General features: G+C 48.5%; 23 protein-coding genes. 7 read left to right on the forward strand and 16 right to left on the reverse strand.

Annotated elements, in window-relative coordinates; genetic code table 11:
- Positions 1-19 precede the first annotated feature (19 nt).
- Genes WC980_05975 through WC980_05985 form a run of 3 tightly spaced genes read right to left on the reverse strand, consistent with a single transcriptional unit; the run spans position 20 to position 2,469 of the window.
- Complete coding sequence (locus tag WC980_05975) at positions 20-1,093, reverse strand: M42 family metallopeptidase (protein MFA5794599.1); 1,074 nt, start codon at positions 1,091-1,093, stop codon at positions 20-22.
- Positions 1,094-1,112: 19 nt separating this feature from the next.
- Positions 1,113-1,544, reverse strand: a complete 432-nt coding sequence (tsaE, locus tag WC980_05980; protein ID MFA5794600.1) for a tRNA (adenosine(37)-N6)-threonylcarbamoyltransferase complex ATPase subunit type 1 TsaE — start codon at positions 1,542-1,544, stop codon at positions 1,113-1,115.
- Position 1,545: 1 nt separating this feature from the next.
- Positions 1,546-2,469, reverse strand: coding sequence for a thiamine-phosphate kinase (locus tag WC980_05985; GenBank protein MFA5794601.1), 924 nt, complete (start codon positions 2,467-2,469; stop codon positions 1,546-1,548).
- Positions 2,470-2,569: 100 nt separating this feature from the next.
- Between WC980_05985 and WC980_05990 the strand changes: the two genes are divergently transcribed.
- The 4 genes from WC980_05990 to rpsI all read left to right on the forward strand — a co-directional run bounded on the left by WC980_05990 (position 2,570) and on the right by rpsI (position 6,437).
- A complete protein-coding gene (locus WC980_05990) occupies positions 2,570-4,081 on the forward strand; it encodes an HD domain-containing phosphohydrolase (GenBank protein ID MFA5794602.1) in 1,512 nt (503 codons plus the stop codon).
- Between the two features lie 86 nt (positions 4,082-4,167).
- Positions 4,168-5,517: a ribosome biogenesis GTPase Der gene (gene der / locus WC980_05995; GenBank protein ID MFA5794603.1), complete on the forward strand. Its 1,350-nt coding sequence runs from the start codon at positions 4,168-4,170 to the stop codon at positions 5,515-5,517.
- 75 nt (positions 5,518-5,592) lie between these two features.
- Positions 5,593-6,045, forward strand: coding sequence for a 50S ribosomal protein L13 (gene rplM / locus WC980_06000; protein ID MFA5794604.1), 453 nt, complete (start codon positions 5,593-5,595; stop codon positions 6,043-6,045).
- Positions 6,042-6,437, forward strand: a complete 396-nt coding sequence (gene rpsI / locus WC980_06005; GenBank protein ID MFA5794605.1) for a 30S ribosomal protein S9 — start codon at positions 6,042-6,044, stop codon at positions 6,435-6,437. The genes rplM and rpsI overlap by 4 nt, the downstream gene beginning before the upstream one ends.
- A 45-nt stretch (positions 6,438-6,482) precedes the next feature.
- Here rpsI and WC980_06010 read toward each other — a convergent pair whose 3' ends face one another.
- The 3 genes from WC980_06010 to gltX form a co-directional block, all read right to left on the reverse strand.
- Complete coding sequence (locus WC980_06010; GenBank protein MFA5794606.1) at positions 6,483-7,385, reverse strand: PfkB family carbohydrate kinase; 903 nt, start codon at positions 7,383-7,385, stop codon at positions 6,483-6,485.
- Positions 7,386-7,459: 74 nt separating this feature from the next.
- Positions 7,460-7,825: a four helix bundle protein gene (locus tag WC980_06015; protein ID MFA5794607.1), complete on the reverse strand. Its 366-nt coding sequence runs from the start codon at positions 7,823-7,825 to the stop codon at positions 7,460-7,462.
- A 38-nt stretch (positions 7,826-7,863) separates the two neighbouring features.
- Positions 7,864-9,201 (reverse strand): glutamate--tRNA ligase, encoded by a 1,338-nt coding sequence (gltX, locus tag WC980_06020; GenBank protein MFA5794608.1) that lies wholly within the window; start codon positions 9,199-9,201, stop codon positions 7,864-7,866.
- 247 nt (positions 9,202-9,448) lie between these two features.
- Here gltX and WC980_06025 point away from each other — a divergent pair, with 247 nt between their 5' ends.
- The 3 genes from WC980_06025 to WC980_06035 all read left to right on the forward strand — a co-directional run bounded on the left by WC980_06025 (position 9,449) and on the right by WC980_06035 (position 12,062).
- On the forward strand, positions 9,449-9,856 hold the full coding sequence (locus WC980_06025; protein MFA5794609.1) for a hypothetical protein: 408 nt from the start codon (positions 9,449-9,451) through the stop codon (positions 9,854-9,856).
- 87 nt (positions 9,857-9,943) lie between these two features.
- The gene (locus WC980_06030) at positions 9,944-10,798 is read left to right on the forward strand and encodes a hypothetical protein (protein MFA5794610.1); all 855 of its coding nucleotides are present in this window, start codon (positions 9,944-9,946) and stop codon (positions 10,796-10,798) included.
- Between the two features lie 352 nt (positions 10,799-11,150).
- Positions 11,151-12,062 carry a hypothetical protein gene (locus WC980_06035; protein ID MFA5794611.1) on the forward strand — a complete coding sequence of 304 codons (912 nt, stop codon included), beginning with the start codon at positions 11,151-11,153 and terminating at the stop codon, positions 12,060-12,062.
- A 128-nt stretch (positions 12,063-12,190) separates the two neighbouring features.
- On the opposite strand, the gene WC980_06040 is transcribed toward WC980_06035, so the two are convergent.
- From WC980_06040 to WC980_06085, 10 genes are all read right to left on the reverse strand, one after another.
- Complete coding sequence (locus tag WC980_06040; GenBank protein ID MFA5794612.1) at positions 12,191-12,460, reverse strand: FtsX-like permease family protein; 270 nt, start codon at positions 12,458-12,460, stop codon at positions 12,191-12,193.
- 15 nt (positions 12,461-12,475) lie between these two features.
- The gene (locus WC980_06045; protein MFA5794613.1) at positions 12,476-12,667 is read right to left on the reverse strand and encodes a DUF2934 domain-containing protein; all 192 of its coding nucleotides are present in this window, start codon (positions 12,665-12,667) and stop codon (positions 12,476-12,478) included.
- Positions 12,668-12,814: 147 nt separating this feature from the next.
- Positions 12,815-13,720 (reverse strand): diguanylate cyclase, encoded by a 906-nt coding sequence (locus WC980_06050; protein MFA5794614.1) that lies wholly within the window; start codon positions 13,718-13,720, stop codon positions 12,815-12,817.
- 126 nt (positions 13,721-13,846) lie between these two features.
- Positions 13,847-14,203, reverse strand: a complete 357-nt coding sequence (locus WC980_06055; GenBank protein ID MFA5794615.1) for an STAS domain-containing protein — start codon at positions 14,201-14,203, stop codon at positions 13,847-13,849.
- A 206-nt stretch (positions 14,204-14,409) separates the two neighbouring features.
- On the reverse strand, positions 14,410-15,399 hold the full coding sequence (locus WC980_06060) for a sigma-54 dependent transcriptional regulator (GenBank protein ID MFA5794616.1): 990 nt from the start codon (positions 15,397-15,399) through the stop codon (positions 14,410-14,412).
- 209 nt (positions 15,400-15,608) lie between these two features.
- Positions 15,609-16,841 carry an ABC transporter permease gene (locus WC980_06065; GenBank protein MFA5794617.1) on the reverse strand — a complete coding sequence of 411 codons (1,233 nt, stop codon included), beginning with the start codon at positions 16,839-16,841 and terminating at the stop codon, positions 15,609-15,611.
- A complete protein-coding gene (locus tag WC980_06070) occupies positions 16,838-17,509 on the reverse strand; it encodes an ABC transporter ATP-binding protein (protein MFA5794618.1) in 672 nt (223 codons plus the stop codon). Before WC980_06070 ends, WC980_06065 begins: the two co-directional genes overlap by 4 nt.
- An 11-nt stretch (positions 17,510-17,520) precedes the next feature.
- The gene (locus tag WC980_06075; GenBank protein ID MFA5794619.1) at positions 17,521-18,876 is read right to left on the reverse strand and encodes an efflux RND transporter periplasmic adaptor subunit; all 1,356 of its coding nucleotides are present in this window, start codon (positions 18,874-18,876) and stop codon (positions 17,521-17,523) included.
- Between the two features lie 3 nt (positions 18,877-18,879).
- Positions 18,880-20,229 (reverse strand): TolC family protein, encoded by a 1,350-nt coding sequence (locus WC980_06080; protein MFA5794620.1) that lies wholly within the window; start codon positions 20,227-20,229, stop codon positions 18,880-18,882.
- Between the two features lie 113 nt (positions 20,230-20,342).
- Complete coding sequence (locus WC980_06085; protein MFA5794621.1) at positions 20,343-20,783, reverse strand: hypothetical protein; 441 nt, start codon at positions 20,781-20,783, stop codon at positions 20,343-20,345.
- Positions 20,784-20,800: the final 17 nt, after the last annotated feature.

Here is a 20,800-nt window from a genome sequence, read left to right on the forward strand (position 1 = left end):
GTAAAAAACGGGAAAAAGTTCATTTATTTTGCAGATTTTTTACGGTTTTTTCATCCATTCTCATTATCAAGGAATGGATCAGTTTTATTGAATTATCGTAATCGGACTTATGGATAATCCCGGTATGGCTGTGGATGTATCTGGTTGGGACGCCGACGTAGATGGTCGGGACTCCTTCCGCATGTATATGGATGGCGGCGCCGTCCGTTGCGCCACCTTCAAGCATTTCAAGCTGATACGGGATCTTTTCGCTCTTGGCTACGCTTAGCACGAAGTCCCGTAATTTAAGGTGAGGTATCATTCCCCGGTCATATAAATTAATCTGAGGTCCTTTTCCCAGAGAGCCATGTTCTTTAGTTTCCATCGACCCGGGGACGTCTTGCGCCAGGCCTACTTCGCAAATAATCGCTACATCCGGGTTGACCACATCGACGGCTGTCTGCGCGCCGCGAATGCCGACCTCTTCTTGTACGGTTCCGACACCGTAGACGGTGTTTGGATGTTTCTTCCCGGCCAGTTCTTTGATAACCGAGATGAACATACCGCAACCGACCCGGTCATCCCAGGCTTTAGCCATCAGATATTCTGGGTTGGCCATTTCTATGAAAGGGGCATCAGGGATAATAGGGTCGCCCGGGCGGACGCCGATACGTTCCGCGTCTTTCTTATCTTTGGCGGCAATATCAATAAATAAATCCTTCTTATCGGTTATCTTCTTGCGGTCTTCTTCGGACAAAAGATGAGGCGGTTTGGATCCAATGATTCCGTGTATGTTACCTTTGCTGGTCTTGATTATTACTCTTTGGGTCGGCAGGTTTGGGATATGCCATCCGCCCAGCGGGATAAATTTAAGAAATCCCTGCTCCGTGATGGACTTAACCATAAACCCGACTTCATCCATGTGCCCCGGCAGCATAATTCGCGGGCGATCCGAAGTGCCTCTTTTAGCGCAGATAATACTACCCAGTTTATCGTAGCTTATGTTTGTTTCCGGGAGTTCCTTGCGGATTAACTCCGAAACCTCGTCTTCGTATCCGGGAACGCCATTAACGCTGGTTAATCTTTTCAGTAAATCAACGGTTTCTTTTTTCATAGGATATCCTTTCTAAATCTTAATTATGATTGCGTAAAAATAACTCAATTAATCTTTTGTTGTTGCCGGTTACGGTGAAATAAACCTTTATCAGCCGCTCGAATTCCTTAATGTGAAGTAATATCCGGTCGCCCCATTCGACCACGGTAATTGCATTCTCAAAATCGTTCATGCCCAGCTTGAATATTTCCCGCGGATCGACCAGTCTTTGGGCATCAGAATGCAGGAGCTTAATTCCTTTTTTGGCAGTGTAGGTGTTGCATAATAAGAAACTGGGGCTGACGATTGTGTCTATATTGATACCTAGTCCGGCCGCAATGCCTTTTGTGAGATATGTTTTTCCGGCGCCGAATATCCCGATTAGCGCAATGAAATCATTTGGCCTAAGCACCTTTGCCAGTTTCTTGCCCAGGTTTATGGTGGCCTGATGCCCGATAGTTTCTATTTTCATCTTAAAAGTGCTTGTAACCTGCTGGTTTTAAATACTTAAGGGATCCATTTGTCCTGTGTAACCAGATTCCTTGTTCTTTGGTGATAAATCCGATAGGATAAACTTTAACTTTCCCATTCTTAATAATGCAAGAAGTTTCTGACGGTTTTGCGGTAAAAAGCAGTTCAAAATCTTCACCATCGTATAAAGCTTGCTGAATAGGGGATTTGCCTGTTTTGCAGGATATTTTTATGGCGGATTGAGTGACCGGGATAAGGGATTCAAGCAATCTGGCGCCGACTTTACTTTTGCTGCAAATATGGCCGATATCCGCGCACAAGCCGTCACTGATATCTATCATTGAATTAATTTTATATCTTCCATTAAGATAAAGACTTTCGTTTATGCGCGGGGAAAAAGAAAGGTGCTTTCCGCTCAGAGAGCCGCCTAATTGGCCTGTAACCATTATTACGTCCCCGGCCTTTGCCCCAGCGCGGGTTAAAATAGGCAGGTATTTATGTGCGAATATCGTGGATGTTATGACCAGGGGGCCTTTTGTTGATGAAATATCGCCTCCGATGATGCTGACATTGTATTTCCTGGATAGTTGATGCATTCCTTTGAATAATCGATGCCTGAAACTGATGGTATTAATTCTTTTGGGAAATGCTACAGTAATTAACGCGTACAAAGGCGGTTTGCCTTGTCCCATGGCCGCGATATCGCTTAAAGATACGGCAATCGATTTATAGCCGATTGATTCCGGGGTTGCCTGCGCAATCTTGAAATCGATATCCTCGACAATCGTATCGGTAGTTACGACGATGTATTTATTTTTCCCGGTCTTGACAACCGCGGCATCATCTCCGGAGCCGATAAGCACGTCGGGCGAGCGTTTTAATTGCTTTTGAATCCAACTGATATAATCGAACTCATTTTCCGTCATAATTACGCAATTAATACAAAAAAATCCTCATCGTCAATATAAATCGTAGTCGGGATAAAATATATTGACAATGGGGTTTGATTTTAGTAAAAATGATTATATGAATGAACAACGGCCTTACCGGGCAGTTAAGGATTTATCAGCATCATCTATCTTCCTCATACAAAAGCGCGTCGGTCACCTAAAAGAATTCGAGGACATGACTGCCATTCTTGATGTCAGCAAGGCGATGATGGCGGAAAAAGATGTCAACCGCCTTTTGAACCTGATTGTGCAAAAAGCGATAGAAGTCCTTAAGGCCGACCGGGGAACAATATTCCTGCTGGATTATGATACCCACGAACTCTGGAGCCGCGTTGGCTCGCTTGGCGAGGTATCGGAAATCCGTTTCCCGGCCGACAAGGGCATTGCCGGATATGTGGCCCAAAAAGCCGAGGTTGTCAATATCAAGGATGCCTATGCAGACGCCCGATTTAATCCTGAAATAGACAAGAAAACAGGCTATCACACCAAGACTATTCTTTGCGCGCCGCTCTTGAATCATAAGAATGAAGTTGTTGGAGTGCTTCAGCTTCTCAATAAAAAGGATGGTGTGTTTACCGAGTATGATGAGTCATTGACTCTGGCTTTTTCCGCGCAAGCTGCGGTTGCGGTGGAAAACGCCCAGCTTTATTATGAGCAGGAGTTGACTTTTAAGAGCTTTCTTAAAACCATGTCGGCGGCCATCGATGCCAAGGACCCGACCACGGCCGGTCATTCTGAACGCGTCGCCCGCTATGCCCTGAATATGGGGCGGGCTCTCGGATTCAATGAGACTGAGCTGAGGACGCTTGATTATGCCGCGGCTTTGCACGATGTCGGAAAAATATCGGTGCCTGATATGGTTCTTCTTAAGCCGGGCAAGCTTACTCCGGAAGAGTTTGAACAGATGAAGAAACACGCGTCCAAAACCAAGGAAATTCTGGATAATATTTTCTTCAGCCGGGAGATACGCGAAATACCACATGTTGCCTCAACTCATCACGAAAAGCTTGACGGGAGCGGATATCCGTTAGGTTTAAGGGCTGATAAGATTTCTAAAGCCGCTAGGATTTTGGTGATTGCGGATATTTACGATGCTCTGGTGGCGCAGGATAGGCCTTATAAGAAGGCGATGACGCATGAGCAAGCGCTGGCAATTCTTGAAGAGGGCAAGGGCTCTAAGTTTGATGCTGAGATTTTGACTCTTTTCCGTGATAAAAAATTGTATCTTATTGAGCGCCGCCGAGAGCCGCGATTCAATATTGTTACACAGGTCCAATATTCCATACACACTGAGAAAAAGAAAATTGATGAGCAAAAGTTTGGCAGCGAAACAGTAAATATAAGCTCCGGCGGTTTGCTGATGACCAGCAATCGTATTCTGGCGGTTGGGGCGAGCATAGAGATTTCAGTTCCTTTAAAGGAATGGTGTTTTGACTTGGTTGGCAAGATTGTTCGAGTAGACCATAAATTTTCTACTAAGAATTACAATATCGGCGTGAGTTTCCAGGATTTTGAGGGCGTGAAAAAACAGCAATTCAGTGATATTTTACAGAGTGTCGCCCGGCCGCCTGCCGCTCAGATTCCTTAAAGGGTTCTTATCAACCCGGTAACCGCTGCTTGCCCATACAGGTTAAATCCTTGCATTTCCCGGACTTAATCGTAGGATTAACAAATATGAATACTGTCATTATAACGATAGTCGGACGGCCCAATGTAGGCAAGTCGACTCTATTCAATGCCTTGGCTAAAAAGCGCATTGCCATAGTCGACGATGTGGCCGGAACGACTCGAGACCGGGTTTCCTTAATCATTAAACACGGCGGGTATAATATAGAGTTGATTGACACCGGTGGCATGGGGCTTGACCCGAAGAATAAGACGGAAGATGCCAAGCTTTGGCCCCAGGTGCAGCAACAGATTGCCTACGCTATTTCTAAGTCGCACATTATCCTGTTTGAAGTGGACATCCGCGCCGGATTGACCGGGCTGGATAAAGAGATAGCTGAAGCCCTGCGGCGGCATAATAAACCCATAATCACCATCGCCAATAAAGCTGACAACCAGAAGCACGACCTTGGTTTGTCCGATTTTTATAATCTCGGCTTCAAAGGGCCGGTTGCTATTTCCGCTCTGAGAAGCAGGGGGGTTACTGACCTTTGGAACATCATTGGCGGGATTGTCAGGGAGCTCAGTCTTGATAAAGACATCGCCGGAGCGCCGGCTGATGCGCCGACAGAAATTAAATTCGCGATAGTGGGCAAGCGGAATGTCGGTAAGTCGACCCTGGTTAATTCTCTGGCTAAGGAAGAACGCGTTATTGTCAGCGATGTGCCCGGAACTACCAGGGACAGTATTGATGTTAGCGTCAAATACAAGGATAAAATATATACCGTTATCGATACTGCCGGATTGAAGAAAAAGCCCAAGACCACTTATGCGGTCGACCTTTACAGCCGTTATCGGACCGAAGAGGCCGTGGTCCGCGCCGATGTGGTTCTTTTCCTGATTGACGCGACCCAGAAGACATCAGAAGTCGACAAGAAAATAACGAGTTTTATTATTGAGAAAGCAAAGCCGGTCATAATTATCATCAATAAATGGGATCTTGCCAGGGCGACGTCGAATACGGATGATTACTTTGAATATCTCAACAAAACACTGCCGTTTGCCAAATTCGCCCCCATTTTATTCATTTCCGCTCTTGAAGGTTTCAATACCGAAAATATCTTTGATGTCGGCAGCCAGCTTTATACTCAAGCCCGCATCAGAGTAACAACTCCGGTGCTTAACCGGGCCATCGAAAAAATAAGGTCCAGAATACCCAGCGGCGGCAGGGTCGGAAAATTCCTCAAGATATATTACGCCACGCAAACCGGGGTTAATCCGCCGGAGATAAATTTCGTGGTCAATCATCCGGAGTTATTCAGCGATGTCACTTTGCGTTATATTAACGGGCAAATGCGGAAAATATTGCCTTTCAAGGAGGTTCCCATCAAGATTAATATCAAGGGGCATAGAACATAAGAAAATATAATTTCACTAAATTCCCTATTTTTCTTGACATTAATCTTATTTCTCATAGACTACCTGGCTTTGATTATGGCAAAAATAATAACATCACATAAGACGTATCTGGCAAAGACCGGTGATTTGAAACGGGAATGGCATGTAATTGATGCCTCCGGTAAAATCCTGGGCCGGTTAGCCGTAAAGATTGCCGACCTTCTCAGAGGCAAGCAAAAGCCGACTTACACCCCGCATATCGATACCGGTGATTTTGTAATCGTAATAAACGCTTCTAAAATCGCTCTGAGCGGTCAAAAGATGGATAAAAAGACATATAACCGCTTTTCACCTTATGGGAACCGTTGGGACATCCCGATTAAGACTTTGCTTGAAAAGACGCCGGACAAGGTGCTTTTCCTGGCGGTCAAAAGGATGTTGACCACTTCAAGGTTGAACAAGCACTTATTAACCAAGCTTAAAATATATCCCGGCGCGGAACATCCGCACCAAGCCCAGATGCCAAAAGCTCTGGATATTAAAATATGACAGAAACATCGGTTTATCGTTCTCTCGGACGGCGCAAAAGCGCAACCGCCCAGGTGGTGCTTCAGAAGGGCACAGGCAAAATAACCATTAATGATTTGGAATATACCAAGTATTTTAACACTCAGGACCAGCTGATAGCCATGCTTTCGCCGCTCCAGAGTTTGAAACTTATCGGCAAATACGACATCAAGGCCACCACTAACGGCGGCGGAAAAAGGGCCCAGGCAGACGCCGTGGCTTTAGGCATCAGCCGCTCGCTCAAACTTGCCGACCTAACAACCGAGCCCTTGCTCCGCAAGCTCGGCCTTTTCACACGCGACCCGCGCATGAAAGAACGTAAGAAATACGGACGCCGCGGCGCTCGCAGAAGCTTCCAGTTCTCGAAGAGATAATTTCGAGTTCTGAAGATTACCGTGTCAAATCAGCGCTGTTTCGTTTTACAGCGTAATCATCTTCAGTAATTGCTTATAGCGGTATGCTATTCTGGCAGGGGTGATTTGCTTGAGCCGCTCCACGCCGAAATCCTCAATCGTAAACGAAGCGACGACATTTCCGTATAGAAGTGATTTTTTAAGGTTCCTCGCGGATAAATCCCTGGTGCTGGCCAGGTAGCCCATCATGCCCCCGGCGAAGGAATCCCCGGCGCCGGTCGGGTCGCGCACCACCTCAACCGGATATCCCGGTATGGCGAAGAAATCATCCTTGGTCACCAGCAAAGCGCCGTGCTCGCCTTTCTTGATAATCAGCATGCGCGGGCCCCATTTGAGTATTTCACGCGCGCCGGTGATGATATGATACATCCCGGTCAACTGCTTGACTTCATCGCTGTTGACGATCAGGCCGTCGATATTCTCTATAAGTTTAATCAGGCTTTTCTTCTCGTTGCTAATCCAAAAATTCATCGTATCGGCCACGACCAAAGCCGGGCGTTTAATCTGGTCCAGCACCTTTTTCTGGGTTTTTGGGCTGCCGTTAGCCAGGAATATGTATTTTGAATCCTTATAAACATTGGGGATGACCGGCTGGAATTTGCCGAAGACTCCCAACTCGACCGATAGAGTCTCGGCCTGGCTCATATCGCCGACATAGCGGCCGGTCCAGGTGAATGTTTTCCCCTTGGCCGTATGCAGTCCGCGCATATCTATTTTTCGCGCCTTCATCGATTCCAGTTCTTCGTCAAAGCTGAAATCCTCGCCGACCACGCCGACCAGGCGGACCGGGCTGAATAAGGATGCGCTGAATGAGAAGTATACGGCCGAACCGCCCATGATGTTACGCCGCTTGCCATAAGGCGTTTCCAGGTTATCGTATGCGATCGAACCGACTACAAGTAGACTCATAAAATTAACTCCGAAGCACGAAACTCGAAATACGAAACAATATCGAAATCGCAAATATCAAAATTATCGAAACGCTATTCGGATTTCCTGATAATCGAACCGAAAATATTCATTAACTCTGTAGATTCCTTTGACAGATGAGTTCTTTCGCTCTCCAATTCCGGATTATTCCCAATCTCCAATAATCTCAGCCAATAGCGTGTTTCCTTTGATTCCTTGCGGCAGATTTTAATTCGCATAATAAAGTCTTTTTTGCTCAATGCCTCGTTGGCCTCGATATAATTGGCGCCGACTGAACCTGACGACCTGATAACTTGTTTGCCGTCTTCGATATTACTCGCAGTCCGTGGGAGTTTTCGTATGAATTCCCTTACGCTTCTGGCAAACGCATAAGTGCGGTCTTCCAAGTCGTATAGTTTCGGGTTTTGCCTTTCAGTCATTTGATATTGTTTCGGATTCCGATATTCGGATTTCGAATTTATATTATGTTTAGCGCTTCTTTTATCCTGATTCTTACTTTATCCAGTCCTATCAGCTCCATCGTCTCGAAAATAGGCGGGCTGATGGTCGAGCCGGTCAAGGCAACCCGAATCGGCTGGGCGATGGCCTGGAACTTGACGCCCTTGGACTCGCAGATGCCGCGCAATGATTTCTCCAAAAGCTCGTGGTCAAGTTTGTCAAACTTGGCTAATTCCGCGGACACGGTCTCCAACACTGACTTGCTCTCGGCCGGGCGGATGAACTTATCGGCCGCTTCGGGCTGGTAGCTTATCTTATCCTTGAAGAAGAACTCCGTCACGACGGCGATTTCCGAAAGGACCTTGATGCGCTCGCGATAAAGGTCGACTAATCTGGTTAATTCCGGCTCCTTGAATTTAGTCAGGTCGTATCCGGCCTTGGCAAAGTAGGGCTTTGACAGCTCGAACAGCCGTTCCTTGGGCAGTTGTTTTATGTAATGGCTGTTCATCCATATCAGCTTTTTAGAATTAAACTGAGCCGGCTTGTTCTTGACCCGTTCGATGGTAAAACGCTTGATGACATCGTCGCGCGACATCAATTCGACATCGTCTCCGGCCGACCAGCCCAAAAGCGACAGGAAGTTAAACATCGCCTCCGGCAGGTAACCGATATCCATATATTCGCCGACCGAGGTATGCCCGTGCCGCTTTGACAGCCTCGAGCCGTCCTCGCCCATAATCAGGGGGATATGGGCGAACTTAGGCACCGGTTTGCCTAAAGCTTCGTAAAGAATCACCTGTTTGGGAGTATTTGAAACGTGGTCGTCGCCGCGGATGACGTGGGTGATGTTCATCTCGCTGTCGTCAACCACGCAGGCGAAGTTGTATGTCGGGAACCCGTCCGACTTGATTAAAACGATATTGCCCACGAACTCGCGCTCGAACTTTATTATACCGTGGATTAAATCATTCATCTGTATGGCCGGGCCGGGTGGCATCTTGAACACGACGGCCTTGCCCTTGGCCGGGTCTTCCTCATAAACCGCTTTGCCCTCGTCCAGCAGTTTTTGGGCGTATTGCCTGTAGATATCCTTGCGGTCGCTCTGGAAGAAGGGGCCCTCGTCCCAGTCTATGCCCAGCCATTTAAGGGAGTCAATGATGGCCTTCATGGATTCATCGGTCGAGCGCACCTGGTCGGTGTCCTCTATTCTGAGAACCAGGGTGCCGTTGTGGTGCCGGGCGAACAGGTAATTATACAGGGCCGTCCGGGCGCCGCCGATATGCAGGTAACCAGTCGGGCTGGGCGCGAAACGAACTCTAACTTTAGCCACAGATTCCACAGATTTATTAGTATTCATAGCCTGACAGCGTACACAGATTACATTAGCAGGTCAAGAATTTTAGTGCCAGTTAGCTGTAAGCCGATTCTATCGGATTACGTTGTTACTGGCACTTATCCCCGAAACGAAGTGGAGTGGGATTAATGAGAAATGATGGTTATTTCCGGTGTGCCCAAATAAATTGACATCTTCCCAATCCATGCTATTCTGAGCACAGAAACTTGGCGAAAGAAAGTTGTAGTGGCGCGGGGGAAGGAAGCAATATATGAAGCCAGGGAAAAATAATAACAGGCTCGAAAAGCTATCAAAGGAGTCAGGGGCCGCACATAAGCAACAAATGAAATGCAGATATAACTTAGAACATGGCATTTATAAGTATGAGGGCGGTAAAGGCGCAAGTATTGATGATGCAATAATAATAAAGGGCGTATCTAATGAACGGGATGGCATTTTCTTGGAACACGAGTATATTGCGAATCTCTTTCCAAAGAAAGGTATCGATTGGAAGAGAGGAGGCCAAGACCTTATATATGCAGGCGATAAGCGATATGACCGAATCCAAATAAAACTATTAGGTGGCAAGACCAGGGAATTATTCTTTGATATAACCGGGTTTTACGGCATGTTGGACGCAAACCTATCTAAAAAATTAAAAGATATTTTAAAAGCTTAAATGAAACCTTGTTTTGATCGTTCTGACGTGGTAAAATAAATTAATATTGCGGTGGAGTGTGTCACCAGAATAAAAAAGGAGAAATATATGGCAGAAAAAATACCAGTATCAAAAACACAGAGCATTAGAGCCTCCGGATTCGATGAATACTGGCTCCAAGACCAAATAGTTGAAAATCCTAGTTGCCTTGATTTAGGTGACCTTGAGGTTATTTCAAAAGAACGCAGGCAAACCAGTGGCGGGCGGCTTGATATTTTGTTAAAAAATCCAGAGGATGATTCAATGTATGAGGTTGAGGTTATGTTGGGCGAAACGGACGAAACGCACATAATTAGGACTTTAGAATATTGGGATAATGAGAAAAGAAAATGGCCTCAACGACAACACTTTGCCGTACTTGTTGCCGAATCAATAACCAGAAGGTTCTTTAATGTAATCCAGCTATTGAGCCATTCAATACCTGTTATTGCTATACAAGCAAATATGATAATAAGCGGTGAACAAAAAATATTACACTTTACAAAAGTGCTTGACACATATGAAGAACCTGAAGATATAGAGGTTTCTCAAGAAGCACATGATGAAGATTACTGGCAAACAAAAGCTTCATGGACGCTTGAGACAGCTAAAACTTTTCTTGAGACGTTAAAACCAATTTACCAGGATGCCTCATTAAGGTATGTAAAAAATTATATAGCAATAACAGTAAATAACAATAATTACTTCTGGTTTCACAAGAGAGCAGAAAACAAATCGATACTGGGATTATGGACGGGCAAGAATCTGATAGAAAAAGCTGCCTCTATTTTGGATAAATCTAATATTTCACACTCAAAGAAAATCGACCATTTAAAAATACATGTTGACAAAAAAATAATAGAAGCAAATATAAGTATATTTAAAGAATTAGCAAATATTGTCAAACAGAGTTGGGGATCTTAGCCCACACTAATTTTTATTGGAGTAGGGGACACTTCCCTCCCGCTTTAAGAGCGGGACTCCATCGCCATTACGCCGGGCAGCATTCCTAAAAAATCTTACCAAAATCTCAAAAATAAATGAACTTTTTCCGAGATTTTACGTTTAATATAAATAGGGGGGGGAGAATGTAGTATGTAGTAGGTAGTATGTAGGGAAATGGCGGGTTTCCCGCTTCAGCCTGAGGCTGACCAGCCTCCGGCTGGGGCTGAAACTGGCTCTAAAAGGATGGTTTTATGTTAGCGCGAAATCTTGGTTTTACAGCCTGTTACAAGAGAAACACCGGTTACGTTCCTTAGTTTTCGGGCCGAATACCGTGGTTTCCAGCTTGAATACCGTGGTTTTCGGCTTGAGAACCGTGGTTTTCGGCTCGAATACCGTGGTTTTCGGCTTGAGAACCGTGGTTTTCGGCTTGAGAACCGTGGTTTTCGGCTTGAATACCGTGGTTCACGGCGTGAATACCGTGGTATTTGTCTTGAAATCAACTATTCGCTGCCAACTTTGCAGCGATAATAAGGAAAGAGAGGATATTTTTATGAAGACAACAAGTCCATTTGGTAGAGGTCATATAAATGATGACAGCTTCTTTAATAAACAGGGTATCTATGTCAACGGCGTGGTTGCCAATCAGGCGGCTTGGGGACTGCCGGCTGGCCGGGTGACGGCGCTTTCAGCCCGCCGGGCTGAGTATGAGCCGCTCTACCTGAAGGTTCAGGACCGGAATACCCGGACCAGGGCTGATGTGGCCGCTCACCGCGACAAACGCACCATCTATGAAAAGGAGTTGCGCGAGTTCCACGATGAGTGGATTGCCAACAACAGCGCCATTCCGGCTGAGCAGAAGCTGATTCTGGGCGGCCGGGTGCGCGATATCGCGCCTTCGCCCGGCGCGCCGATTACGGACGTGCCGTACGTCAAGCTCTCGGGCTTGGGCGGCGGTGATATCGAGGTGCGTTGCAAGGTGACCGAGGACCGGACCATGCCCAGCATGCATCCGGATGCCAACGTGGTGGAATTCCGCTATATCCTGCTGGAGACCGGCGATGTGCCGCCTTCGGACCCGGAGGACTGCCCCAAGGGCGACAGTTCCACCAAGGCCAAGTTCGTCATCAAGGCCGGCGCCAAGAACGAGGGTAAGCGTTTGTGGGGGTTCTTCCGGTGGCTTAACAACCGTAGGCCCAGGCAGGAAGGCTCCTGGACCAACGCCATCAGCGTGATTGTCGGGTAAACAATAACTCGTCACAGACCTGCCCGCCAATTGGCAGGCGGGGGCACGGAGGCACGGAGAATTCTCTGTCCCACGGGAGGCAGTAGCTCTGTCCTCTGTGTCTCAGTGGCTAAAGAGTCCCGGCGGGGTTATTCGTACCTGAGGGCTTCGATGGGGTCGAGGCGCGATGCCTTCCAGGCCGGATAGAACCCGAAGAATATGCCCACTCCGGCGGAAAATACCAGCGCCAAGACAACGGAGCTTATCGAGACCGATATGGGCCATTTGAATGACCGGGACAGTATTTCCGCGGTAACGGCTCCGAGCGTAATGCCCAGAATACTGCCGATTATACCTGGGTTGTCGCCCTGCGGGTAGGGGTTAACAGCCCAAGTATAACGCTGGTCTGTTGCTAACAACCGATGAACAGCCGTCTATAGTTTATAGCCGTTTTTGTGCTTGATTTCACGTTCGGCATTAAGCCAGTCGGACAAATCGTTGCCGTGCGTCTGGCCTCTTTTACAGTAGAGTTCATAAGCGCACTTCTTGATTTGTTCGGCCAGCTCCTGGTTGTTCGACGTCCGCGCCGAGTTGTTTCGGTTCATTTCCCTCGCCATCTTTGCCATATAGGCCTCCTTTTTAGAAGCAGTTAGTCAGACCGACACCGAATGTTTTCGGGGGCGGTATGGCGTTACCTGCCTCTTATCTCCGATGCTACATTAGGGGTTAGCCGCCGGATATCCGGTCGGATAGCTTTTTACCGCGAAACCTGCTCAATCCATTGACACGCAATTACGTCCTGATTTTTTGCTCTGATACATTAAGCCATCCGTTCTTTTTATCAATCCATCCACCGTATCGGTGGTTTTGCCCATTGTTACGCCGATAGAGATGGGGGATTTGATGTTGCGTAGGCGGACAAAGAATTTATTTTGTTCGATGTTATGAAGCAGGCGGTTTGCCAGGGTCTGAAGCGAATTTTGGTTAACTCCCACAACGGTGGCGATAAATTCGTCGCCGCCCCAGCGGCCGACCGCATCATAGGGCCTCAAATTACGCCGGAGCACGCCGGCCATAATCCTGAGCACCTCATCGCCGATGTTATGGCCGTAGGAATCGTTGATTTTCTTGAAATGGTCCAGGTCTATGAACATCATGCCGAATTTCCAGGAATAGCGGGAGCATTCATCCAATCTGCGCTGGACGTTCATTTCCAGATAACGCCGGTTGCCTATACCGGTGAGCGGGTCAATATAAGCCATCAGTTCCTGCTCGGTGGAATATCTGATGCCGGCCATCTTGTATAGATTAACGCAGGACATTCCGGCCGCCCCGATGATTTGGTTGTGTGAGTTTTTAAGGGGCGCCGCCCGCAGGGAAACGGGAATCTGGAAGCCGTCTTTGTGGTGGATATAAAAATCCTTTTCATCGGCGCAGCCGTATTTTATGGCATTTAATAAAATACATTGCTTGCGGTTGCAGGGATGGTCGCCGCTCCGGTCATAATAGAAGAATTTCCGGTTCTCACAGTGTTGCCCGGTCATCTCCGGTGATTTTATGCCGGTAATCTTTTCCATTGACCGGTTCCAATAGCGGACTTTGACGTTATTATCTATGGCATAGACGCCGTGGGCGATGTTGTCTAAAATGCTCTGGCAGAAATTATGAGCTATGACCATCCAGCCCTCTCTTCTGTAGCCGGTGATTAATCCAGAACATTAGGGGTAGGCCAGCCGGGTAACGGATGCGGCGGAAATACGTTTTTGTCCTGCGAATGCAGGTATAATCCGCATCCCAAAGTTCTGTTACGCCGGCCGGCACTCTAATAATTTAAGCGCGTCATTGGTGTTAGCGCTGATTCCGCACAATTTATTCAGCCCGACTAAATCTATCAATTTCCGGGCGTCGGGCGATGGGCGGACCAGAATAATATCGCCTTTATTCTCCTGGGCGATACTGCTCGCTCCAATGAGAACGCCCACCGCCGCACTTGTCAGGATGTCCACCTCGCTGATGTCAACGGCTAATCTGTAGATGTTATTGTCAAAGCAATCGGTTATGGCTCGCTTCAACCGGTCAAAGGAATACGTGTCTACTGCCCCTCTGACTTTAAGCAGGTAGATTCCTTTAGCTACCTGCTGGGTATCAATGGTGATGTCCATAACCGCCTCCTTTGGTTATTTATTAACCAGTAAGGACTATACTATGCAAAAAGTGTGCCACCATCATAAGATAATAAGCCGGATGTGCCGAAGCGGGAAAAGCGAATATATAAGCAGGTTTGAGGCCGGGCGGGAATTGTGGTCTGGGCAGGGCAGTCAAACCAAATTATGTTAAAACATACACATCTGTCGTGTTTCCATACACTTTATTCGCACTTTATCTTCAAGCGGCGGACTTTGTCGTAGAGGACACACCGGTTTAGTTTCAGGCTTTGTGCCGTCCGGCTGATGTTGTTATGGTTCTTCTTGAGCGCATCGAGAATGATCATCTTCTCGGTATTTTCCATCGTCTTTCTCAGGCTTAGCCGCGGCGTACAAGGTAACGGACTGAGCGAACGGCAGTTTCGGATAGATTCCGACAGCATGGACTCCGTAATGATTTTGGTATCAGGGTAGAATACGTAGATTCTCTTGATTTCATTCTCCAATTCACGGATATTACCGGGCCAGCAATGTTTTGATAAGATATCCATCGCTTTAGGTGATATTTTCGGAACGGCATTTTCTTTAAAATGCCGTTTCAAGAAGTATCTGGCGAACAAGGAAATGTCATCGTGCCTCTCGCGTAATGCCGGCAGACTGATGGTAATTATGTTAATCCGATAGAACAGGTCTTCCCGGAATAGCTTCCGGCTGACTAATTCTTCAATATTTTGGTTACTGGCGAAAATGAACCGGGTATTTACGGTTACGGTTTTTTCGCTCCCGACCGGCCATAGTTGCTTGTCTTCCAGTATGCGCAAGAGTTTCTGCTGCATGGACAGCGGCATATTGCCGATTTCGTCGATAAACAGGGTGCCTTCGGAAGCCAGTTCTATATAACCCTTTTTAGTTTCACTGGCGCTGGTAAAGGCGCCCTTGGTATGTCCGAATAACTCGCTTTCAATAAGCGTTTCCGGTACGGCTCCGCTGTTGAAAGCCAGGTAGGGTTTATCCCGTCGCTGGCTGTGGTAGTGAATAGCCCAGGACATCAGTTCCTTGCCGGTGCCGGTCTCGCCCTGAATAAGCACGGGTAGGCCTGTCGGGGCAACTTTCTTTAAAATATGATCTACTTCCTTGAAAATCAGCCGGCTAATTTCAGGAATATCTGCCTGCAATGCCTGGGGATGTACGCACTGAGATATTTGTTCTTTCATAGGAGCACCCATTTCCTTTGCATTACAGAAAGAAATACCTATTGACCGCCACGATAAAGCGGGATGTAATTGTTATGTTTTATGGGGGAGGTAGTAACTAATGTGGGATTATAAGTAGCATGTTTACGTAATGTTCTCATAACTGGATAGTAAAATATCAATCCAGCAGAATTTGTCAAGGTTTATTTTTTCGATTTTCCTACGTTGGATTATTCGTAGCGGAGCGCTTCTATGGGGTCGAGACGCGATGCTTTCCAGGCCGGATAAAAACCGAAGAATATTCCCACTCCGGCGGAAAAGACCAATGCCAGAACAACGGAACTTATCGAGACCGATATGGGCCATTTGAATGACCGGGACAGTATTTCCGCGGTAACGGCTCCGAGCGTAATGCCCAGAATGCCTCCGATTGACGCCAGTATGGATGATTCGACCAGGAACTGGAGCAGTATGTCCTTGCTTTTGGCGCCGATGGCCATGCGCACGCCGATTTCCCTGGTCCGCTCTGTTACCGAGACGAGCATGATGTTCATTATGCCGATGCCGCCCACGATTAACGATATGGACGCAATCATGGCCAGCAGCATGGTCATCAGTTTTGAGGTGGAAGTAATCATATCGGTCAGTTCGGTCATGTCGCGGATGTTAAAATCGTCATCGGCTTTATCCATGATATCATGCCGCTGGCGCAGAAGCGCCGTGATTTCCGCCTTGGTCTGCGATATCATCTCCGTGGATTTGGAGCTGACCAGTATAGTATCAACGGTATTGAACGACGAATGCTCGAAGTAGCGGTTGACCGTGGACCAGGGCGCCAGGATTACGTCGTCCTGGTCCTGGCCGAAGGCGGCCGCGCCTTTGCGCTCCAGTATGCCCACCACCTTGAAGGGAACGCTCCGGATGCGTATCAACTTGCCGATGACGTCTTCCCGGGCTTCCTCGGAAAAGAGGTTATCCACCACAGTACTGCCGATGATGCAGTTCTTGGCCGCGTTATTGACATCCGATTCGGTAAAAAAGTCGCCCAGCGCCATGGTTTGGCTTCTGACAATCAGGTAATCAATGCCGACGCCCTGGAGGCTGGTGCGCCAGTTTTTATCCTTGTAAATAACCTGCCCGCCGGCCCGAATCATCGGTGAAACGGCCAGTACCGTGGTGCATTCCCTGGCGATGGCGTCGCAGTCCTTGATGGTCAGGGTGGATTTTGTGCCGCCGCCGAAGTGCACGCCGCCGGTCTGGGCGCTGCCCGGGAAAATCATCAGGACATTGTTGCCCATGCTTTTTATCTGGTCTTTGATCATGGTGGTGGCGCCCTGGCCGACCGCGATGACCGAAATGACCGCGGCTATCCCGATGATGATGCCGATGATGGTCAGGGTGGACCGGCCTTTGTTGCGCAGCAGGGCTCTTAGGGCGATACGCTGGGAAACTAACAAGTTCATACTAACAACCCGTCTTTCATCTGTAATTTCTTCCTGGCAAATTGGGCGATATCCGGTTCGTGGGTAATCATTACAATGGTCAGCCCCTGGTTGTTCAGTTTGCGGACTATCTCCATTATTTCCACGCTTGATTTGGAATCCAGGTTGCCGGTCGGTTCGTCGGCCAGCAGGAACTTGGGCTGGTTGACCAGCGCCCGGGCAATGGCCACGCGCTGTTGCTGGCCGCCCGACAGCTGGCTGGAATAATGCCTGGTCCGGTCGCCTAAGCCCATTTGTTCCAGTATTTCCGTGGCTCGTTTATGTCTTTCTTTGGTGGTTAATGGGTTGCCGTAGAACAGGGGTAATTCGACGTTTTCCAGGGCCGAGGTGCGTGAAAGCAGGTTGAAGTTTTGGAATACGAACCCGATTTTCTTATTGCGTATGGTGGCCTGTTCATCACGGCTGAGGGTCGATATGTCCACGCCTTCCATATAATATTTGCCGCTGGTCGGATGGTCCAGGCAGCCGATGATATTCATCAGGGTGGTTTTGCCCGAACCTGAGGCGCCCATAATGGCTATGAAATCGCCTTCGTTAATATCAAGAGACACTCCTCGCAGGGCCGGGATATCGACCTCGCCCATCTGGTATGTCTTGGTTATGTTCTCAAGCGAAATAAAGGGTTTCATGACAAATATCCTTAGCGCGGCCTGGCGGCGCCTCTGCCGGGAAACTGGGGCATAAAAGGATTTACCATCGTTTCTTCGCCTTTTTTAATAGTGCCGGTAGCCACTTCCTGTTCTTCGGTGATATCGCCTTTTAAAACTTCGGTAAAAGAGCCGTCGGTAATGCCGATGATAACGCTGACAGGCTTCAAATTGCCGTTTTCCAAGACCCATATTTGTTTCTTGGTCTGGACCTCTTTGGCAGCTGATTTATTCCTGCCCATTCCGCCCCGGTCTTGTTGTCGCCGGCCGCTTCGGGCTCCTGGCGTGATGACCGAGCCGTCGGCTTGGATTTGGGGCGTGCCGGACAAGGCCGTGGAATCCGTGCCAGTAATTGCTCCGGTATCTTCGGGAGCCGTTATTTTTGACGTTACATCGTCCGGAGGCACAAAGCGCAGGGCGGCATTCGGCACCCGTAGAACATCGTCATGCTTTTCCACTTCGAACGACAGGTTGGCGGTCATGCCGGGCAACAGCTTTTCTTCGGGATTGTCCGCATAGATGATGACCGTGTAGGTTACCACGTTTGAAACCGTGGTGGGCGAAAGCCGGATTTGCGCCACCCGTCCGGTGAATTTGTTGTCCTGATAGGCGTCAACCGTGAACCTGACCAGCTGTTTCAGCGAAATCTTGCCGATATCGGATTCGGCCACGCTGGCCTGTATCTGGACCTTGGTCAGGTTGTTGGCAATGATGAACAGGGTGGCCGCCGAGAAACTTGCCACGACGGTTTGGCCTTCGTCGACGTTTCTTGAAATGACAATGCCGTCAATAGGCGATTTTATGGTCGTGTAGGCCAGGTTTATCTGCGAGTTGTTTAACGTAGCCTGTGACTGTTCCACGCCCGCGTGGGCAACCTCAAGCTGGGCCGCCAGCGAATCGTAAGAAGCCACAGCCGTATCCAGGTCGGATTGAGAGATGAGTTCCCGCTTGGCTAATTCCCTGGAACGTTCCAGTTCCTTTTGGGCTTGCTTCAGGCCGGCCTCAACTTTCTTTACGTTGGCAACACTGCTGGTCAGGCTGGCTTTATCCTGGGTGACCCGTGCTTCGTAAGTGGCCGGGTCAATCTGGGCAATCAAATCGCCTTCCTTGACCCGGGCGTTGAAATCAACATACAACTTCTTTATCGGGCCGTTGACCTGCGTGCCGACCTGAACCTGTTGCATCGGCTGGACCACGCCGCTGGAGCTGACCGTTTTGATAACCGTGCCTTTATCAACCTTGGCGCTTTTGTATCCGATTACCGTGTTGTTTCCGTTGCGTAGGAAGAAGAACCATACGCCGGCCCCGACAGCCATAATGACGATGAGTGAGATGATGACCTTTTTCATGATTTATTTTCCTCCTGTATTCTTTTTAATCTGCGCGATGGCAAGTTGATAATCAAAATCAGCCTGAACTCTGTTCGAGCGGGCGCTGGCCAGCGACACCTGAGCGTCGGTCAGTTCCACAGACGAAGCCTTGCCGACCTGGTATCTGCCTTCCACGATCATCAGATTTTCCTCGGCAATCTTGACGGACAGTTCGGTGATGGCCAGTCTTTGCCGGGAATCTTCCAGCTGGGCGTAGGCCCGGTTAAGGTCCAGGAACAGTCTTTGTTCCAGTTCCGCTTTGGCCGAACGCATCTGCCGCAAGCTGTCTACGGCTTCGTTAATGGCGTTGACTTTTTGAAATCCCTGGAATATGTTAAAGCGCATGGCCGCGCCGACCGACCAGTTCCAGGGCATCGGGAATACGCCGCCGCTCCAGCTATAACTGGAATTGAGAGATAATGACGGATATAAATCGGCGATAGCTTTGTCCACGCCGGCCGAGGCCGCTTTTTCAGTCGCCGATTGGGATTGCATCTCCGGGTTGTTGAGTTTGACCATCTGCCAGAACTCATCCATAGTGTAAGCAGACATCTCAGGCGGCGGGGGAGTCTGAACCGAATACCCCGGGTCTTCGGCCAGGCCGAGGGCGTTATTTAGCGTGGCCCGGCTGGTTTTTAACGAGTTTATCGCTTTGATATAAGTTAACCGCGCCTCGGCCAGGTCAACCTCGGTCTTGGTAACGTCATAGCGGGTTCTCCGCCCGACCTCGGCAAAGCTCTTGACCTGTTCCAGCCGTTTCTCGAACTGTTTGACCGTTTCCTCGGCGACCTTGAACAGTGACTGTTGCTTAATCAGGTCGTAATACGCTCCTTTGACCTCATAGACCAGGTTGTTGGCCGTGGATTTGTCGCTCATTTCTGCGGCGACCCAGTTCTCGTAGGCCTGGCGGACTGAAGCAGGGGTCTTGCCGAAGTCGTATATCAATTGGGACAGGGACAGGCTGGCCGAATGCGACTGGTCGGTGCTGTTGACCTCGCTGCCGGCTGTTCTGTTGCCGGTGCCGGCGTTTGCGCTTAAGGATGTGTCCAGCTGGGGCAGGTAGCTGCCTTTGGCCGAATCGAACCGGGATTGGGCGGATTCGAGCCTCCGCCGGGACTGCTGGATAGCGGGGTGGTATTTCAGGGCGATTTCCACGGCCTTATCCAGGGGTAGGACGGTATCTTTGGTCAGTCCGATTTCAGCCGCCGTCACGGTTCGTTCGCCGGGCGGAATATTCTTTGGGTCCTGCACCCGGTGCGCGTTGCGGACCGTGCCGCAACCGGCCGCCAGTATCGCCCCGGCCGCCAAAATCCCCCATATTTTTCTGGTCATACGTGCCTCGTCCAACCGGTCCGCTAAAATAAATTAAATAGACGGACTAGTAAGTCCATTCAAATACTATCAACTATAAAAATTAAGTCAATATTTTTACGCATGGTTATATACTACGGTAAATTAACAGCCAAAATATTTGACGGCTCGGATAATATGTTTTCGCTCCCGTTATACGCAATCAGGCAAAACTGATAATTGTATTCGTTCAAGGCGCTGGTGGACAGCGAGTAGGATGTCACATCCGCCGGGATTCCGTTTGAAGCCACCTCCCAATCGGTCGTCCCGAATGGCCTTACGTATAAAACGAATTCTGTCTCGTCGGCAGAGTTGTCGGTCCAGGCGAAAATAATATTTGTGGTCGTTGATGTGGCGGTGTTGGTTACCTTGGTATAAGAAAGGTTCGAAGGCGCCGTGACCGCGCTACTGCCGCTGTCGTCCTTCTTGCCTCCCTGGCAACCGTTAAAAAGCATAACAAAAGCTAATAAGAATATCCCAATAGTAAACCAGGTTTTGAGTTTCATAGTTAAGGCTTTCTTTTTTGACTCATTCATAGTTGGTTACCTTTATG

Source organism: Candidatus Brocadiia bacterium (assembly GCA_041658285.1).
In the GTDB taxonomy this organism is placed as follows: domain Bacteria; phylum Planctomycetota; class MHYJ01; order JACQXL01; family JACQXL01; genus JBBAAP01.

What these genes read in the sequence shown, in the direction of transcription:
- WC980_05975 (MFA5794599.1), bottom strand. Translation starts at nt 1,093, where the DNA reads ATGAAAAAAGAAACCGTTGATTTACTGAAAAGATTAACCAGCGTTAAT.
- tsaE (MFA5794600.1), bottom strand. Translation starts at nt 1,544, where the DNA reads ATGAAAATAGAAACTATCGGGCATCAGGCCACCATAAACCTGGGCAAG.
- WC980_05985 (MFA5794601.1), bottom strand. Translation starts at nt 2,469, where the DNA reads ATGACGGAAAATGAGTTCGATTATATCAGTTGGATTCAAAAGCAATTA.
- WC980_05990 (MFA5794602.1), top strand. Translation starts at nt 2,570, where the DNA reads ATGAATGAACAACGGCCTTACCGGGCAGTTAAGGATTTATCAGCATCA.
- der (MFA5794603.1), top strand. Translation starts at nt 4,168, where the DNA reads ATGAATACTGTCATTATAACGATAGTCGGACGGCCCAATGTAGGCAAG.
- rplM (MFA5794604.1), top strand. Translation starts at nt 5,593, where the DNA reads ATGGCAAAAATAATAACATCACATAAGACGTATCTGGCAAAGACCGGT.
- rpsI (MFA5794605.1), top strand. Translation starts at nt 6,042, where the DNA reads ATGACAGAAACATCGGTTTATCGTTCTCTCGGACGGCGCAAAAGCGCA.
- WC980_06010 (MFA5794606.1), bottom strand. Translation starts at nt 7,385, where the DNA reads ATGAGTCTACTTGTAGTCGGTTCGATCGCATACGATAACCTGGAAACG.
- WC980_06015 (MFA5794607.1), bottom strand. Translation starts at nt 7,825, where the DNA reads ATGACTGAAAGGCAAAACCCGAAACTATACGACTTGGAAGACCGCACT.
- gltX (MFA5794608.1), bottom strand. Translation starts at nt 9,201, where the DNA reads ATGAATACTAATAAATCTGTGGAATCTGTGGCTAAAGTTAGAGTTCGT.
- WC980_06025 (MFA5794609.1), top strand. Translation starts at nt 9,449, where the DNA reads ATGAAGCCAGGGAAAAATAATAACAGGCTCGAAAAGCTATCAAAGGAG.
- WC980_06030 (MFA5794610.1), top strand. Translation starts at nt 9,944, where the DNA reads ATGGCAGAAAAAATACCAGTATCAAAAACACAGAGCATTAGAGCCTCC.
- WC980_06045 (MFA5794613.1), bottom strand. Translation starts at nt 12,667, where the DNA reads ATGGCAAAGATGGCGAGGGAAATGAACCGAAACAACTCGGCGCGGACG.
- WC980_06050 (MFA5794614.1), bottom strand. Translation starts at nt 13,720, where the DNA reads ATGGTCATAGCTCATAATTTCTGCCAGAGCATTTTAGACAACATCGCC.
- WC980_06055 (MFA5794615.1), bottom strand. Translation starts at nt 14,203, where the DNA reads ATGGACATCACCATTGATACCCAGCAGGTAGCTAAAGGAATCTACCTG.
- WC980_06060 (MFA5794616.1), bottom strand. Translation starts at nt 15,399, where the DNA reads ATGAAAGAACAAATATCTCAGTGCGTACATCCCCAGGCATTGCAGGCA.
- WC980_06065 (MFA5794617.1), bottom strand. Translation starts at nt 16,841, where the DNA reads ATGAACTTGTTAGTTTCCCAGCGTATCGCCCTAAGAGCCCTGCTGCGC.
- WC980_06070 (MFA5794618.1), bottom strand. Translation starts at nt 17,509, where the DNA reads ATGAAACCCTTTATTTCGCTTGAGAACATAACCAAGACATACCAGATG.
- WC980_06075 (MFA5794619.1), bottom strand. Translation starts at nt 18,876, where the DNA reads ATGAAAAAGGTCATCATCTCACTCATCGTCATTATGGCTGTCGGGGCC.
- WC980_06080 (MFA5794620.1), bottom strand. Translation starts at nt 20,229, where the DNA reads ATGACCAGAAAAATATGGGGGATTTTGGCGGCCGGGGCGATACTGGCG.
- WC980_06085 (MFA5794621.1), bottom strand. Translation starts at nt 20,783, where the DNA reads ATGAATGAGTCAAAAAAGAAAGCCTTAACTATGAAACTCAAAACCTGG.